This window comes from Nocardioides aromaticivorans, assembly GCF_013408525.1.
GTDB lineage: Bacteria > Actinomycetota > Actinomycetes > Propionibacteriales > Nocardioidaceae > Nocardioides > Nocardioides aromaticivorans.
On record NZ_JACBZM010000001.1, the window covers coordinates 1962306 to 1978310 of the forward strand.

Genomic DNA, 16005 nt, shown 5'->3' on the forward strand with positions numbered 1-16005 from the left:
GTGGCGGCTCTCAGGGTCGCCACCCCGGTCCGTTCAGGACCCTCACAGGAACACCCGGCAGCATTGCGTGAAGTTTCAACGACCTGTTCCCCACGCCTGCTCGGAGGCCCACGTGAAGACCCTGACCACCCCCGCCACCCCCGCTCCCCTGCGCGACGTCGCCCTGCTCGTCGCCCGCCTCGGCCTCGGCGTCGTCCTGCTCACCCACGGCCTCGACAAGCTCGACCAGGGCTTCGGTACGACGGCCGACGGGTTCGCCGCGATGGGCATCCCCGCCCCGGAGGCAGCAGCGGCGTACGCGCTCGTCGCCGAGATCGGCGGCGGCGCGCTCCTCATCGCCGGCCTGCTCACCCCGGTGGCCGGCCTCCTCGTCGTCGGCCAGATGGCGGGCGCCTTCTGGTTCGTCCACCGCGGCACCGAGGTGATGGCGGCCGCCGGCGGCTGGGAGCTGGTGGGCGTGATCGGCTTCCTCGCACTCGTGCTGGCGGCGACCGGCGCCGGCCGGATCTCGCTCGACGCGCTGATCGAGCGGCGTACCCCGGCGACCGCCTGAGGGCGCCGGGGCCCGGCGGCTCAGAGCTGCGCGAGCAGCTCCTCCATCCGGTCCACCTCGGCGCCCTGGCCGACCACCATCTCCTCGGCCATCTCGGTGACCCGGACGTCGCTGCCGCGCTTCGCGACGGCGTCGGCCATCTCGATGGCGCCCTGGTGGTGCTGGATCATCCCCTCGAGGAAGAGCCGGTCGAACTCCGCGCCGGAGGCGTCCTCGAGCGCGTGCAGCTGCTTCTCGGTGAGCATGCCGTGCATGGAGGCGTGCCCGTGCTCGCCGTGGTCGAAGGCGGCCGGGTCGTCGTTGGCCGACGGGACCGCCACGCCCTGCTCGGTCAGCCAGGCCGCCATCGTCAGGATCTCGGGGCGCTGGGCGGCGAGGATGCGCCGGGCCAGGGCCTTGACCTGGCGGGACTGCGCGCGGGTCGGGGCCAGCTCGGCCATCGTCAGCGCCTGCCCGTGGTGCGGGATCATCATCTGCACGAACGCGATGTCGTCGTGGGCGACGTCGCCGTGGTCCACCTCCGCGTCGGGCGCCAGCGTCGACGCGTCCTCGCCCGGACCGCCCGGCTGGATGACCGCGGGCCCGGAGCCGGACTCCGCGCGGGCGTCGTCCTCGTGCTCGAGGCAGCCGCTCAAGGACGGCGCGGCCAGCGCGAGCGCCACGGCGAGGACGGCAGGGGACAGCGACCGAGAGCGAGACACCGAGAAGCTCCTCAAAGGGGTTGTGGGGAGTGCTCACCATAAGCCAGAGTCAGGAGCTCGGAGCCGTACCAACCTTCTCGGGAGTGAACATGGCGATCCCTGTCCCCCTGCGCCTGCGCAGGCTCGGCGTCTCCGCGCTGGGCGTGCTGGCCCTCGGCCTCACGGCAGTGACCCTGCCGGCCGACGCACACGACGACGGCCCGGACGCGGCCGCCTGCCCGCCCGGCCAGCAACGTGCCGCCGAGCGTGCCGGAGACAACTTCAAGCTGGCCTGCCTGCCCGGCCAGGACCTGGCCAGGCTCGACGACAGTGCCGCGGTCCTGCGCCCCGGCGAGGTCGACAAGAGCGCCAACATCCAGCTGCTCGCGAACCTGCCCAAGTCCGGGCCGTTCGCCGGCGAGTCGTCCTTCGAGACCGACCTCGCCTTCCAGGGCGACTACGCCTTCCAGGGCAACTACGACGGCCTGTCGGTCTACGACATCCGCAAGCCGCACAAGCCGGTGCTCGTCACCCAGGTCGTGTGCCCCGGCTCGCAGAACGACATCTCCGTGTACGACGACCTGCTGGTCCTCAGCGTCGACTCGAGCCGCAGCAACGACACCTGCGACAACGTGCCGCAGTCCGCGACGATCAAGGAGTCGTGGGAGGGCATCCGGGTCTTCGACATCAGCGACCCGACCACTCCGCAGTACGTCGCGTCCGTCGAGACCGCCTGTGGCTCGCACACCCACACGCTCGCCCCGTCCCAGGACGGCAAGGACGTCTACGTCTACGTGTCGTCGTACTCGCCGAACGCGAGCTTCCCGGACTGCCAGCCGCCGCACGACCAGGTCAGCGTCGTGAAGGTCCCGGTCGCTGCTCCGCAGGACGCCGCGGTCGTCGCCGAGCCGGTGCTCTTCCCCGAGGGCGGCAACCCGCCGGGCGGCTACTCGCGCGAGACGTCGGGCTGCCACGACCTCACGGCGTACCCGAGCAAGGACCTCATGGCCGGTGCCTGCATGGGTGACGGCGTCCTCGTCGACATCTCCGACCGCGAGAACCCGGTCGTGACCGAGCAGGTCCGCGACACCGAGAACTTCGCGTTCTGGCACTCGGCGACCTTCAACAACGCCGGCACGAAGGTGGTCTTCACCGACGAGCTCGGTGGAGGCGGTGGCCCGACCTGCAACCCGACCGTCGGCGACGTGAAGGGGGCCGACGGGATCTACGACATCGTCGACGGCAAGCTCGTGCTGCGCTCCTACTTCAAGATCCCGCGGACCCAGGCCAACACCGAGAACTGCGTCGCCCACAACGGCTCGCTGATCCCGGTCAAGGGCCGCGACATCATGGTGCAGGCGTGGTACCAGGGCGGCATCTCGGTCTGGGACTTCACCGACTCGGCGAAGCCGAAGGAGATCGCGTACTACGACCGCGGGCCGCTGTCGGAGGAGCGCCTGATCCTCGGCGGGTCGTGGTCGGCGTACTGGTACAACGGCCACATCTACTCCAGCGACATCCAGCAGGGCTTCGACGTGTTCCGGGTCAACGACCCCCGCGTCGCGCCGGCCCGGGGTGTTCGCACCGACGAGCTGAACGTGCAGTCGCAGACCTCGTACTGACCGAACGGGACGGAGCCCCCGCCAGCGACGGCGGGGGCTCCGTGCCGTCTCAGGCCCGTAGCGAGGTCGCCCGGACCCGGCCGCCGCGGGCCGGGATCAGCGTGACGTTGCGGCTGACCGGCCGCTCCGGGGCGGGGTCGTCGACGACGAGGTCCGCCCGCCGGGCGATCTCGGGCACGACGATCCGCAGCTCCTCCATCGCCAGCGCGGCGCCGAGGCAGCGCCGGGTGCCTCCGCCGAAGGGCACCCACTCGTGCGCGCCCGGCCGGCGGCCGAGGAAGCGCTCGGGCGCGAAGCGGAACGGGTCCGGGTAGAGGTCGGCGCGGTGGTGGAGCAGCAGGATGCCGATGAGCACCCGGCTGTCCGCCGGCGCCACGACGTCGCCGAGCTGCCACGGGACCCGCACCCGCCGCCCGATCAGCGGCACCACCGGCCGGGCCCGCATCGACTCGGTGATCGTCGCCTCGACGTAGCCGTCCGGGTCCTCGCCCGAGCGCACGACGTCGCGGAGCCGGTCGTGGGCCGCGGGCGTGCGCAGCAGCCGCTCGAAGGTCCACGCGATCGTGTTGGCGGTGGTCTCGTGGCCGGCCAGCACGAGGGTCAGCAGCTCGTTGCGCAGCTCTCGGTCGGTCAGCGGGGCGCCGTCCTCGTCGCGGACGTCGAGCAGCAGCGACAGGATGTCGTGGCGGGCACCGGGCTCGTGCGTGGCCCGGCGCCGCGCGATGACGTCGTACATCGCCAGGTCGAGGCGCGCGACGACCCACTTCTGCGGCCCCACCGACTCCTCGCGGTCCAGGTTGAGCAGCTCGCCGAAGCGCGCCACCGGCGAGGTCGACAGCTCGAGCGTGCGGCGTACGACGTGGCGCAGCCGGGCCTCGGCCGGGTCCGCGCGGTGGTCGATGCCGAAGACGCCGGACATGATCACGTCGAGGGTGATCGCCTGCGTCGTCGCCGCGAGCGGGAAGGCCCGGCCGGTCGTCCAGCGGTCGAGGTGGCGGGCCGTGGCGTCGCGGATCTCCTCGCGGTAGCGCGCGATCGCCTCGCCGTGGAAGGACGGCATCATCAGCTTGCGGCGCCGCCGGTGCTGCTGACCGACCGCGGTCAGCACGGACAGGCCGACGACCGGTCGCACCGGCGACTCCCCCGCCAGCGACGGCGCCACCTCCGGGTCCGCCGTGAAGAGCGACCGGACGTGGTCGGGGTGCTGCGTCATCACGACCAGCCTCGGGTCGAGCAGGCTGGCGAAGGAGAAGGTGTCGCCCAGCTCGGCGCCGGCGAAGACCTCGCGGCCGAGGTCGCCCGCGATCCGCAGGCTCTGCCGCACCCGGTTCGGGTGGCCGTGCTGCGGTGCCGCCGCACCGGTGGTGCCGGGCAGGAGCGGTCCCGCCTCCGACGGCGGGGGTACGACGGGATCGAGCCCACCGCCCGTCGCGGGCCGCACGTACCAGGGCACCGGCCCGGTGCGGGTGGGCAGTCGGGTCAGCACGCCGGCCATGCCCGCCATCGTCGCCGAGGGGGCCGGGCCGGACAACCTCCCACGGGGAGGAAGCCGCCCCGCTCAGGTGACGAGGGTCGAGGCCAGGCCGAGGACCGCGCACACGCCCAGGGTGCGCAGGGTCGACCACTTCGCGCCGAAGACCAGCGCGACCGCCACCGCGGTCAGCGCGAACGCGACCGGGTCCCACGACGACAGTACGGGTACGTCGAGGTCGACCGGCCCCCAGGCGAGCGTGCGCGAGCGCTCGAACAGATTGTGCAGGGCGAAGAAGACCGCGAGGTTCGCGATCACCCCGACCACGGCGGCGGTGATCCCGGTCAGGGCGGCCGTGAGGTGGAGGTTGTTGCGCAGCCGCTCGACGTAGGGGGCGCCGAGGAAGATGAAGAGGAAGCAGGGCACGAAGGTCACCCAGGTGACCAGCAGGGAGGCGATGACCGCCGCGACCCACGGGTCGAGCGAGCCCGGGCTGCGGTAGGCGCCGACGAAGGCCACGAACTGCACCACCATGATCAGCGGCCCCGGCGTCGTCTCCGCGAGCGCGAGCCCGCGCACCATCTCCCCCGCCTTCAACCAGCCGAAGACGTTGACGGCCTGGTGGGCGACGTACGACAGCACGGCGTAGGCGCCGCCGAAGGTGACGACCGCGGCGCCGGAGAAGAACAGGCCCTGGTCGACGAAGACGCTGTCCCTGCTGAACACCGCGGCGGCCACGGCCACCGGCGTGAACCACAGGACCAGGCCGAGGGCCAGGACCTTCAGCCCGCGGACCGTCGACGGGGCGTCGTGGTGCAGCGCGTCGTCGCTGATGAGTGGCTCCGGACCGTCGGCCGCGCCGCCGTGGCCCCTGCTCTGCACGAACGCGGGGATCCGCTGCCCGACCAGCCAGCCGATCACGCCCGCCGCGAGGACGACCAGCGGGAAGGGCACCTTGAACACCGTGAGCGCGACGAAGGAGGCGACAGCCATCGCCACCAGCACCGGGTGGTGGAGGGCGCGCTTGCCGACGCGCTGCACGGCCTGGACGACGATCGCGATGACCGCGGGGGCCAGCCCCGCGAACAGGCCCGTGACGAAGGCCGTGGAGCCGGCGCCGACGTACAGGGCCGAGAGCGCGAGCAGCGCGACGACACCCGGCAGCACGAAGAGCACGCCGGCGACCAGCCCGCCCAGGGTGCCGTTGAGCAGCCAGCCGACGTAGATCGCCAGCTGCTGGGCCTCGGGGCCGGGCAGCAGCATGCAGTAGTTCAGGGCGTGCAGGAAGCGCTGCTGGCCGATCCAGCGCTTCTCGTCGACCAGCTTGTGCTGCATGACGGCGATCTGGCCCGCCGGGCCGCCGAAGGTCTGCAGCGAGATCGCGAACCAGGCACGGGTCGCCTCACGGAGCGGGATGACGTCGCCGGCCCGGGTCTTGTCGGAGGTCATGGCACCGCCATCCTCCACCCTCCGGCTCAGAGCCAGCCGGCCCCGTCCACGATGAGCAGGATCCCGAAGAGCGCGAAGAGCGCGGCGGCGCCGTACGCGATGACCTTCTCGGGCAGGCGGCGGCCGAGGATCGCGCCGACGCCGATGGCGAGCGCGTCGGCGGCGACCATGCCGAGCGTCGAGCCGAGCCAGGTGCCGAACCAGCCCTCCTGGGTGGCCAGGGTGATCGTCGCGAGCATCGTCTTGTCGCCGAGCTCGGCGAGGAAGAAGGCGACGCCGACGGCCAGGATCGCGGCGCCGGTCGCGTTGCGGGCCTTGTCGGCCTCCTCGTAGGTGAGCTCGTCGCCGCGCAGGGTCCACAGCGCGAAGAGCAGGAACGCGACGCCGGCGACGACGGCGATCGTGCCCTGGTAGTCCGCGAAGGCGTCGCCGATGACGGCGCCGATCCCGACGGAGGCGAGGTGGACGAGGGCGGTGGCGGCGGTGATGCCGATGATCACGTCGCGGGCGCGGTAGCGCGCGGCGAAGGTCATCGCCATCAGCTGGCTCTTGTCACCGAGCTCGGCGACGAAGATGACGGCGGTGGAGAGCAGGAAGGCGTACATCGGTGGTTCCTCTCGGCACCTGGCGAGAGACCCCCTGGATGGACGCGCGCTCTCGACCAGGCGCCCTTGCGGGTCGGCAATCTGGTCGAAAGTCTCGTCCGCCACCCGATCGCTCGAGGTGGCCTGCCGCACCGGACCCGGAGGTCAGTGTGTCGACGCGGCTGTTGGGGACTACTCCCTTTCGCCGCCGAGCCTATCGCGGGGACGACGCCGGTCCCACATCGCGGGGCCGAGCGCTCAGTGCCGCCCGGCGACCCGGTCGGCGACGCGCGCCAGCGGCGAGGTGCTCGCGCGACCGCGGGACTCGGCCCGGTCGGCGGCCCGGTAGGCGGCGTACAGGGCCTGGACCGCGACCCACCGCAGCGGCTCGACCTCCCAGCGGCGGGCGCGGTGGCCGACCCACGGCAGCCGGGTGCGTTCGGTGTCGTGGCCGAGCACCAGGTCGGCGAGGGTGCGTCCGGCGAGGTTGGTCGCGGTGACGCCGGTGCCGACGTACCCGCCGGCCCAGCCGAGGCCGGTCGCCGGGTCGAGGCCGACGCTCGCCGACCAGTCCCGCGGGACGCCGAGCACGCCGGCCCACGCGTGCTCGATCGGCACGTCCGCCGCGGCCGGGAAGAACCGGCGGAGCAGCCCGGTCAGTCCGGCGATGGTGCGCGCCTGGGTGGCGCCGTCGGTGTCGACCCGCGAGCCGAAGCGGTAGGGCACGCCGCGGCCGCCGAAGGCGATCCGGTCGTCGGCGGTGCGCTGGGCGTACATGTAGACGTGGGCGAGGTCGCCGAGCGTCTCGCGGCCGTCCCAGCCGATCTCGTCCCAGACCGCCGGGGGCAGGGGCGCGGTCACGACGAGGGAGGAGTTCATCGGCAGCCAGGTGCGGTGCTCGCCGCGCAGGTTGGCGGTGAAGCCCTCCGTCGCCCGGATGACGTACGACGCCCGCACGGTCCCGTGCGCGGTCCGGGCCGCGCCCGCGGTGATCTCCTCGACGTGGGTGTCCTCGTGGATCACCGCGCCGCTGCGCTCGACCGCCCGGGCCAGCCCGTGGACGAGGCGTGCGGGCTGCAGGCGGGCACAGTGCGGGTGCCACATCCCGCCCACCGCGTCCGCCACCCGGATCCGCTCTCGCACGGCGGCGGCGTCGAGCAGCGCCACGTCCGTGTCCGGCCACTCCTGCTCGGCGGCGACCGCGGCCCGCAGCCGCGCCAGCTGGGCCGGGGTGCGGGCCACGTTCAGCTCGCCGCCGAGGTGGATGCCGGCGTCGATGCCCTCGCGAGCGGCCACGTCGACCACCTCCCGCACGGCGTCGTTCATCCCACGCTGCTGGGCGACCGCCGCGGCGCGGCCGTGGCTGGCGGCGTACTGCTCACGACCGCCGGTCACGCTGTTGGTCAGCCAGCCGCCGTTGCGCCCGGACGCGCCGAAGCCGGCGAAGCGCGACTCCAGCACGACGACGCGCAGGTCCGGTTGCAGCTGCTTCAGGTAGTACGCCGTCCACAGGCCGGTGTAGCCGGCGCCGACGATGCACACGTCGGCGTCGGCGTCGCCGGGCAGCGCCGGTCGCGGGTCGGGCAGGCCGACCTGCTGCCACCAGAAGGAGACGTCGCCGTTGCGGACTCCGATCACCCGGTCATCGTGGCACCGGGTGGGTCAGCGGATGGGCAGGCCCTGGATCCGTTGCGCCGTGTCGCCGGGCAGGCTGCCGCGGTCCCACTCGGCGAAGGTGGCCCGCGCCTCCAGGTCGACCTGCGGGTTCGCGCGGATGTAATCGGCGACGACGCGCTCCGGGTCGATCCGCTCCCGGTTGACGATGAGCCTCCGGTACGCGACCAGCTGGCGCACGGGGTAGGCCCGCGAGGCGTGCAGGTGTCGAGATTCCCGAGTCATGGCGACCACGCTAACGCGCGGACCCACGACGCGCCCAGTGGGGATGGGAGGCTTGCACCATGCGGGACGAGTACGACGCGGGCAGCACCGGGCCCCGACTGGCCGCCTGGCTCGAGGAGCTCGGCCTCGCCGACCAGCTCGCCGCGGCCGGACTGCCGACGTTCGAGCGCGACCTCGGTGGCGCGGTGGTGTGGCGCGACCCCGGGACGGGTGCGGCGCTGACGCCGGACCAGGTCGCCGACCTCGACCGGGTGCTCCACCAGGACGGGGACGAGCCCGCCCACGCCGTACCCCTCGCCCTGGTGCAGCTGCGCCGCCAGGCCCGGGTGCGGGCGGCCCTGCTCGCCAGCCCCTGGCACACCTACGCCTCGCTCGCCGACGTGCGCGGCGGGTCGGAGAACGCCGCCCGCTTCGCGGTGCACAAGGCGGCCGAGCGCCACGCCCTGCTCGTCGTCGCCCATGACGGCGGCACGCTGGTCCCGGCCTTCCAGCTGACCGATGCCGGCGAGCTGCGCGACGAGCTGGCGCCGGTCCTCGAGCCGCTGCTGGCCGCCCGGATGGACCCGTGGAAGGTGTGGGCCTGGCTCACCCAGCCGGCCGGGCTGCTCGGCGGGCTGGTGCCGCACGAGGCGGCCCGGGATCCCGAGGAGGCCGCGATCGTGCGGCACGCCGCGGTCCGGCTGGCAGAGGTGGCGAGGGCCTAGGTGCCCTCGACCGTCCGCCAGCGCAGCACCTCCAGCGCGACGCCGATCCGCACCGGGTCGCTCGCGAGCGGGCGCGGCAGCAGCTCGTCGGCCCGCACCAACCGGCGCAGCACGGTGTTGCGGTGCGTGAAGAGGCGTGCCGCCGCCGCGGAGGCGTTGCCGAGCTCGGCGAGATAGGCCCGGACGGTCTCCTGCAGCTCGGCGGGCGCGTCGGCGAGGTCGCCGAGGACCTGCGCGACGAACTCCTCGGCCCGCGCCTGGTCCCGGGTGACCAGCGCGGCGAGCTGCACGTCGGCGAACGCCACGAGCTGGTCGGCCGTCCCCATCCGGGCCACGAGGCGTCGTACCTCCGCGGCGTCGTGGTGGCTGCGCCGGAAGCCCTCGACCCCGCGGGCCGGGTTGCCGATCGCCACCCGCACCTCCGGTGTACGACGGAGGGCGGCCCCGAGCGCAGCGCGGTCCGGCGCCGTGGCCACCGGCAGCCACACCCACAGCGTGCTGGCCGCCGCGACGACCGTCAGTCGCTGCCGGGCGCCGAAGGCCCGCATCAGCTCCTCGGCGACGCGCTCGAGCCGGCCGAGGTCGGAGTCGCGGTCGGTCGTCCACACCACCGCGGCGACGTGGTCGCCGTCGAGCGGGTGGGCCAGCACCGCCTCGGCGCGCAGCCGCGGCACCGGCGCGCCCTCGAGGATGAGGGCGACCATGTCGCGCCGCTCGGCCTGGGAGCCGCGGGTCAGCTCGTCGCGCTCGGCGGCCATCCGCTCGGCGACGGCACCGATGGTGCCGTCGACGAAGTCGGCGATCGACGTCGCGGAGACGAGCAGCAGGTCCTCCAGCTCGTCGGCGTCGCGGGTGAGCTCGAAACAGATCTGCATCCAGGCGCGCCACGCGACGTTCTGCCCGGTCCGGTAGGCGTCGAGGCTGACGTCGTCGAGCCCCCGACGGACGAGGTCGCGGGCCACGTCGAGCTGGACGGCGCTGGTGTTCGGCGGCACCCGGTCACCGGGTGCACGCACGTTGGCGGTGGCCCACGCGAGGAGGTTGTCGAAATTGGCTCGCCGCAGCGCGTCCGCGAGCGCCGGGTCGGCGGCGATCGCCGCGGTCGTCGGCGCGGACAGGGTGGCCTCGTGGACCGGGGTGACCCACTCGTCGGGGTTCTGCAGGGCCCGCTCGGCGGCCTGCCGGATCAGCTCGCGCGTGCGTGGCGCGGGATCCACCCAGGTCATGGAGCGAGCATAGGGGGGCCCTCGGACGGACGCTTGACCTCAACCAAAGTTGAGGTTGGAGGGTTGCTCCCATGACCGCGCTCGCCGCCGCTCCGGCCCCTGCCCGCACGGGCACCACCATCGCGCTGACCGTCATCGCCGGCACCGTGATGATCCCGCTCGACGTCACCGTCGTCGCCGTCGCGCTCGCCCGGCTGGCCGAGGAGACCGGCGCCTCGCTGCCGGTCATCCAGTGGGTCAGCACCGGCTACACGCTCGCCCTCGCGACCGTCATCCCTGCGGCGGCCTGGGCCATCGCACGGTACGGCGCCCGGTCGGTCTTCCTCACCGCGATCGCCGTCTTCACGATCGGCTCGGCGCTGGTGGCGACGGCGTGGGACGCGCCCAGCCTGATCGGGTTCCGGATCCTGCAGGGCCTCGGCGGCGGGTTCGTGATGCCGGCGGCGATGACGCTCGCGCTGCGCTCGGCGCCGCCGGCGGAGCGGGGCCGGGTGATGTCGCTGCTGGGCCTGCCGATCCTCGTCGGGCCGGTGCTCGGCCCGCCGCTGGGTGGCTGGCTGCTCGACAGCTTGTCCTGGCGCTGGATCTTCCTCGTGAACCTGCCGATCGGGCTGGTCGCCCTGTGGCTCGGCCGCCGCAACCTGCCCGTCCTGCCCGGCGACCGGGCCGCGCGCCTGGACCGCACCGGCCTGCTCCTGCTGGCCCCCGCGATGGCGCTGCTCGTGCTCGGGACGTCGCTGGCCGAGGGCTCACTGGTCGAGGCCCGCGTCCTGCTCCCGATCGGCGTGGGCCTCGTGCTCCTCGCCGCCTTCGCCCGCCACGCACTGCGCCACACCGCCCCGCTGCTGAAGGTGCGCCTGCTCGGGCTGCGCGCGACCGGTGGCGGGGCCCTGCTGATGGTGCTCTTCGCGGGCGCCTACTTCTCGACGCTGGTCCTGGTCCCGCTGTACTTCCAGGTCGCGCGCGGGGAGTCGGCCACCACCACCGGCCTGCTGATGGTGCCGCAGGCGGTCCTCGCCGGCATCTCGATCCAGGTCGCCGGCCGGCTCATCGACCGGGTGCCGCCGGTCCGGGTCATCGCCACCGGCATCACGCTGGCGGTCGTCGGCTACGGCGGGTTCGCGCTGCAGCTGGCCGGCGAGGCGCCGTACACGACGCTGGTGCCCTTCCTCGCCCTCGGTACGACGGGCGCCGGCGCGACGATGCTGCCGACGATCACCCAGGCGACCCGCGACCTCGACGACGTCGACATCCCGTCGGGCAGCACGATCATCAACGTGCTCAACCAGCTCGCCACCTCGGTGACGACAGCGGCGGTCACCGTGGTGCTGGCCTCGACCGGGTCGATGCGGGACGCGTTCTGGCTGCCGCTCGCGATGATGACCGCCGCTCTCGTGGTGGCGCTCACCGTGCTCGGGCCGCGCGGCGTCAGGGCGCCCGGAACACCACGCTGACGAAGACCGTCCCGTCGCCGTCGCGCCAGGCGCCGACCCCCGCCGACCGGAACCGCGGCAGGAGGAGCACGTCGTGGTGGCTGGGCGAGCGCATCCAGGCGCGGACCACGATCGACGCCTGGGCGAAGCTGCGGCCGCGGGCGATCACCTCGCCGACCGTCGACCCGCCGCAGCTGCCGAACACGCGGCGCAGGCCGGGGTAGTGCACCATCTCGTCGTTGACCGCCATCCGTCGCGAGCGCGACTCGGCGAAGCGGTCCACGCACGACGACATGCGCAACGCCCGCAGGCCGCGGGCGGTCCGCCGGGCGTTGATCTGGCGCAGCACGGCGGCCTCGTAGGTCCTGGACATCGCGGTGGCGCTCTGGGCCGCGGTGGCGCTCTGGGCCTGGGCGGCGGGCAGCGGGGTGGCCGGAGCCGCCGTGAGGGCGGCCGAGGCCATCAGCCCGGCGAGCGCCGAGCGGAGGAGTGTGCTCATGGGGGGTCGTTCCTTCCCGAGATCAGTCCCCACCTGGCTCGTCCCCGGGCGAACCCTCCGGCGGTACCCGCCGCCCCGCCAGCCACCCCGTTCTCGCCCGAAAGGTGCACTCCGCACCACTCGCACCCCGCAATGGTGTGCTCCGCCCTGCCATCGGGTGGTCTCCCGACCGCACCATGGAGACATGACCACGCACCCCGAACACCTCGACGTCCTCGTCATCGGCGCCGGCATCTCCGGCATCGGCGCGGCCCGCTACCTGCTGGCCGAGCGGCCGGGCACGACCTTCGCGGTGCTCGAGGCGCGTGCGGCGTCCGGCGGCACGTGGGACCTGTTCCGCTACCCCGGCATCCGCTCGGACTCCGACCTCCACACCTTCGGCTACGAGTTCAAGCCGTGGACCGACCCGAAGTCGATCGCGAGCGCGGACCGGATCCTCGCCTACCTGCGCGAGACCTCCGAGGAGTACGGCGTCGAGCCGCACATCCGCTACCAGCACCGGGTCCTCGAGGCGGCCTGGTCGACCGCCGACGCCCGCTGGACCGTGCAGGTCGAGCGCGGTGACACCGGCGAGCGGTTCACCCTGACGGCCGGCTGGGTCTTCGGCGCGACCGGCTACTACGACTACGAGGCCGGCTTCACGCCGACCTTCGAGGGTCGCGACCGCTTCCGCGGCGAGATCGTGCACCCCCAGCACTGGCCCGAGGACCTCGACTACGCGGGCAAGAGGGTCGTCGTGATCGGCTCCGGCGCCACGGCCGTCACCCTGCTGCCGGCGATGGTCGAGGGCGGCGCGGGCCACGTCACGATGCTGCAGCGGACGCCGACGTACATCATGCCGGTGCCGTCGGAGGACAAGCTCGCCAACGGCCTGCGCAAGGTCCTCGGCGAGACCCGCGGCTACGCCGTCGCCCGGCAGAAGAACATCCTCAAGCAGCGGCTGGTGTGGCAGTTCTGCCAGACCTTCCCGAAGACGGCCCGCACGCTGATCCGCTCGGTCAACGCGAAAGCGCTGCCCGAGGGCTTCGACGTCGACACGCACTTCAACCCGCCCTACGACCCGTGGGACCAGCGGCTGTGCGCCGTGCCCGACGGCGACCTGTTCCGCACGATCCGCGACGGGAGGGCGAGCGTCGTCACCGACCGGATCAGCACCTTCACCGAGACCGGCATCCTGCTGGAGTCCGGTGAGGAACTCGAGGCGGACGTGATCGTCACCGCCACCGGGCTGAACATGCAGCTCTTCGGCGGCATCGCGATCACCGTGGACGGCACCGCGCTGCACGCCCCCGACCACGTCGCCTACAAGGGCATGATGCTCAGCGGCATCCCCAACCTGGCCTTCGCGATCGGCTACACGAACTCGTCGTGGACCCTCAAGGTCGGCCTGCTGTGCGAGCACTTCTGCCGCCTGCTGGAGCACATGGAGGCCGAGGGGTACGACGTCTGCGTGCCCGTCGCGCCCGAGGGCATGGCGACCCGTCCGCTCCTGGACTTCGAGGCCGGCTACGTGCAGCGGGCGATCGCCGACCTGCCGCGCCAGGGCGACCGCTACCCGTGGACGATGTCGATGAGCTACGCCGACGACGTGAAGCTGGTCCGCGGCGGTCCGGTGGTCGACGAGGCGCTGCGCTTCTCGACGGCGTCCCCCGCCTGGGCCACGACCGCGAGCAACGAGGCCGTCCCGGCATGAGGCCGGTCGGCGGGCGCGTCCGGTAGTAACACGCCGTCCACCCGACCACCCGCCGGTTGACGGCAGGATCCGGCCCCGAGACCGGCGTGTCGCTGCCGTCGAGAGGCGCCCAGTCGGGTGGACAGCGTGTCACTGCACGCCCCGCCCGGCCGACGCCGAGACGCGCGCCGGCCACCAGAACCGCTCCCCCAGCAGCATCGCCAGGGCCGGGACCAGCACGGTCCGGACGACCAGCGTGTCGAGCAGGACCCCGAGGCAGACGACGACACCCAGCTGGGCCAGCACCACGAGCGGCAGCACGCCGAGCACCGCGAAGACCGCGCCCAGCAGGATCCCCGCGCTCGTGATCACGCCGCCGGTCGCCGCGAGCGCGCGCAGCATGCCGTCGCGGGTCCCGTGCTCGCGCGCCTCCTCGCGGGCGCGGGTGACGAGGAAGATGTTGTAGTCGACGCCGAGCGCGACGAGGAACAGGAACGCGAAGAGCGGCACCTGCACGTCGAGGGCCTCGAAGCCGAGCGGGCCGGTGAACAGCCACCAGGAGGCGCCCATGCTGGCGGCGTACGTCGCCAGCACCGTCGCGACGAGCAGCAGCGGCGCGACGGCCGAGCGCAGCAGCAGGACGAGGGCGAGCAGGACGACGCCCAGGATCAGGGGCAGCACCACCCACCGGTCGCGGCCCGCGCCCTCACGCTCGTCGAGCGCCACCGCCTCCTCCCCGCCGACGTGGGTGTCGTCGAAGCCGCTGAGGGCGTCGCGGAGGCTGCCGACCGCGGAGCGGGCTGCGGCCGTGCCGGGCTCGGCGTCGAGCACCACGTCGATCCGGGTCACGCCGCCGCCCGCACCGGCGACGCGGGCGGAGACGACGGCGGCCGAGTCCTCGACCGCACGCAGGACGTCGTCCGCGTCGGCGCGGGTGAGGACCTCCGTCGGGCTCGAGGTGCCCGCCGGGAAGGACTCCGCCAGGCGCTCCCCCGCCGCGATCGCCTCCGGCTCCTCGAGGAACTGGTCCGCGCGGCCGAGCCCGGTCTCGACCCGGAGCAGACCGATCGCGAGCAGCGCGAGGACCGCGGTCGTCGTACCGACGAGCACGGCGGGGCGCCGCTGGACGACGCCGCCGACGCGCCGCCAGAGCGAGGTGCGCTCGGCGAGCGGCGTGGCGCCCTCGCGCGGCACCCGCGGCCAGAAGACCCACCGGCCGAAGAGCACGAGCAGGGCCGGCAGCACGACCAGGACGAACGACGCGGCCACGATGATGCCGATCGCGCAGGCCAGCCCGAGGCCGCGCGTGCTCGGCGTCAGCGAGAGCAGCAGCGTGAGCAGCCCGAGGACCACCGTGGTGGCGCTCGCGAGGACCGGCTCGACCGTACGCCGCAGGGCGAGGGACATCGCCTCGTGGCGCGAGGCGTGGCTGCCGAGCTCGTCGCGGTAGCGGGAGATCAGCAGCAGCGCGTAGTTGGTCCCGGCGCCGAAGACGAGGACCGAGAGGATGCCGACGGTGGACTCGTTCCACGCGACGTCGAGCGCGGCCATCGCCTGCGTCGCGAGCACCGCCGCGAGCCGGTCGGCGATGCCGACGACCAGCAGGGGGACGAGCCAGAGCACGGGGCTGCGGTAGGTCAGCACGAGCAGGATCGTCACCACCGACGCCGTGGCGAGGAGCAGGCGGGTGTTGGCGCCGTCGAACACCTTGGCCAGGTCGGCCTGCACGCCCGCGGGCCCGGTCACCTGTGCCGTCACCCCCTCGGGCACCTGCTCGGCCAGGACGGCGCGCAGCTCGTCGACCCGGTCGACGGTGTCGGTGGCCGAGGCCGCCGTGACGGGTACGACGACGAACGCGGCGCTCCCGTCCTCGGCGACGGTCAGGCTCCGGGGGACCGCACCCACCGCCCGGACCGCGCCGTCCAGGACCGACCTCCCGGCGCCGGCCAGCTCGTCGCCGTCGGAGGTGAACAGCACGATCGCGACGTCCTGCCCGTCGTCGCCCACCTGCGCGTCGAGCTCCGCCGCCAGCGTGCTGTCGAGACCGCGCGGCAGCGAGTCGGTGGGGCGCTGCTCGCGCTCCCCCTCGCCGAGCAACCCGAGGGCGAGGAGCGCCAACAGCAGCGGGGCCAGGGCGACCAACCAGGCGGCCCGCGGCGCCACCGTGGGCAGCACGCGGGACGGGCGTCGGGTGGAGGGGGACATGGGAGACT

At 73.6% G+C, this 16005-nt stretch carries 14 protein-coding genes; 5 read left to right on the forward strand and 9 right to left on the reverse strand.

Features of this window, described 5'->3' with window-relative positions; genetic code table 11:
• Positions 1 to 112 precede the first annotated feature (112 nt).
• A complete protein-coding gene (locus tag BJ993_RS09215; protein ID WP_308645527.1) occupies positions 113 to 553 on the forward strand; it encodes a DoxX family protein in 441 nt (146 codons plus the stop codon).
• Positions 554 to 573: 20 nt separating this feature from the next.
• Here the strand turns inward: BJ993_RS09215 and BJ993_RS09220 are convergent, their stop codons facing one another.
• Entirely contained in the window at positions 574 to 1254 is a 681-nt protein-coding gene (locus tag BJ993_RS09220) for a DUF305 domain-containing protein (protein WP_179648526.1), read from the reverse strand.
• 89 nt (positions 1255 to 1343) lie between these two features.
• Between BJ993_RS09220 and BJ993_RS09225 the strand changes: the two genes are divergently transcribed.
• Positions 1344 to 2855 carry an LVIVD repeat-containing protein gene (locus tag BJ993_RS09225; RefSeq protein WP_179648527.1) on the forward strand — a complete coding sequence of 504 codons (1512 nt, stop codon included), beginning with the start codon at positions 1344 to 1346 and terminating at the stop codon, positions 2853 to 2855.
• A gap of 49 nt (positions 2856 to 2904) precedes the next feature.
• Here the strand turns inward: BJ993_RS09225 and BJ993_RS09230 are convergent, their stop codons facing one another.
• From BJ993_RS09230 to BJ993_RS09250, 5 genes are all read right to left on the reverse strand, one after another.
• Complete coding sequence (locus BJ993_RS09230) at positions 2905 to 4350, reverse strand: cytochrome P450 (RefSeq protein ID WP_179648528.1); 1446 nt, start codon at positions 4348 to 4350, stop codon at positions 2905 to 2907.
• A 63-nt stretch (positions 4351 to 4413) separates the two neighbouring features.
• The gene (gene chrA / locus BJ993_RS09235) at positions 4414 to 5775 is read right to left on the reverse strand and encodes a chromate efflux transporter (protein WP_179648529.1); all 1362 of its coding nucleotides are present in this window, start codon (positions 5773 to 5775) and stop codon (positions 4414 to 4416) included.
• A gap of 26 nt (positions 5776 to 5801) precedes the next feature.
• Positions 5802 to 6380 (reverse strand): TMEM165/GDT1 family protein, encoded by a 579-nt coding sequence (locus tag BJ993_RS09240; RefSeq protein ID WP_179648530.1) that lies wholly within the window; start codon positions 6378 to 6380, stop codon positions 5802 to 5804.
• 237 nt (positions 6381 to 6617) lie between these two features.
• Entirely contained in the window at positions 6618 to 7997 is a 1380-nt protein-coding gene (locus BJ993_RS09245) for an NAD(P)/FAD-dependent oxidoreductase (protein ID WP_308645528.1), read from the reverse strand.
• Between the two features lie 24 nt (positions 7998 to 8021).
• A complete protein-coding gene (locus tag BJ993_RS09250; protein ID WP_179648531.1) occupies positions 8022 to 8258 on the reverse strand; it encodes a hypothetical protein in 237 nt (78 codons plus the stop codon).
• Between the two features lie 59 nt (positions 8259 to 8317).
• Between BJ993_RS09250 and BJ993_RS09255 the strand changes: the two genes are divergently transcribed.
• Entirely contained in the window at positions 8318 to 8962 is a 645-nt protein-coding gene (locus BJ993_RS09255; RefSeq protein ID WP_179648532.1) for a hypothetical protein, read from the forward strand.
• Here BJ993_RS09255 and BJ993_RS09260 read toward each other — a convergent pair.
• Positions 8959 to 10188: a PucR family transcriptional regulator gene (locus BJ993_RS09260; RefSeq protein ID WP_179648533.1), complete on the reverse strand. Its 1230-nt coding sequence runs from the start codon at positions 10186 to 10188 to the stop codon at positions 8959 to 8961. The genes BJ993_RS09255 and BJ993_RS09260 overlap by 4 nt on opposite strands.
• A 71-nt stretch (positions 10189 to 10259) precedes the next feature.
• On the opposite strand from BJ993_RS09260, the gene BJ993_RS09265 reads away from it, so the two are divergent.
• Positions 10260 to 11642, forward strand: coding sequence for a DHA2 family efflux MFS transporter permease subunit (locus tag BJ993_RS09265; RefSeq protein ID WP_179648534.1), 1383 nt, complete (start codon positions 10260 to 10262; stop codon positions 11640 to 11642).
• On the opposite strand, the gene BJ993_RS09270 is transcribed toward BJ993_RS09265, so the two are convergent.
• Entirely contained in the window at positions 11617 to 12120 is a 504-nt protein-coding gene (locus BJ993_RS09270) for a CAP domain-containing protein (RefSeq protein WP_179648535.1), read from the reverse strand. The two genes, BJ993_RS09265 and BJ993_RS09270, sit on opposite strands and share 26 nt — an antisense overlap.
• A 184-nt stretch (positions 12121 to 12304) precedes the next feature.
• Between BJ993_RS09270 and BJ993_RS09275 the strand changes: the two genes are divergently transcribed.
• Positions 12305 to 13813 (forward strand): flavin-containing monooxygenase, encoded by a 1509-nt coding sequence (locus BJ993_RS09275; RefSeq protein WP_179648536.1) that lies wholly within the window; start codon positions 12305 to 12307, stop codon positions 13811 to 13813.
• Between the two features lie 129 nt (positions 13814 to 13942).
• Here BJ993_RS09275 and BJ993_RS09280 read toward each other — a convergent pair whose 3' ends face one another.
• Positions 13943 to 15997 carry an MMPL family transporter gene (locus BJ993_RS09280; RefSeq protein WP_179648537.1) on the reverse strand — a complete coding sequence of 685 codons (2055 nt, stop codon included), beginning with the start codon at positions 15995 to 15997 and terminating at the stop codon, positions 13943 to 13945.
• Positions 15998 to 16005 lie beyond the last annotated feature (8 nt).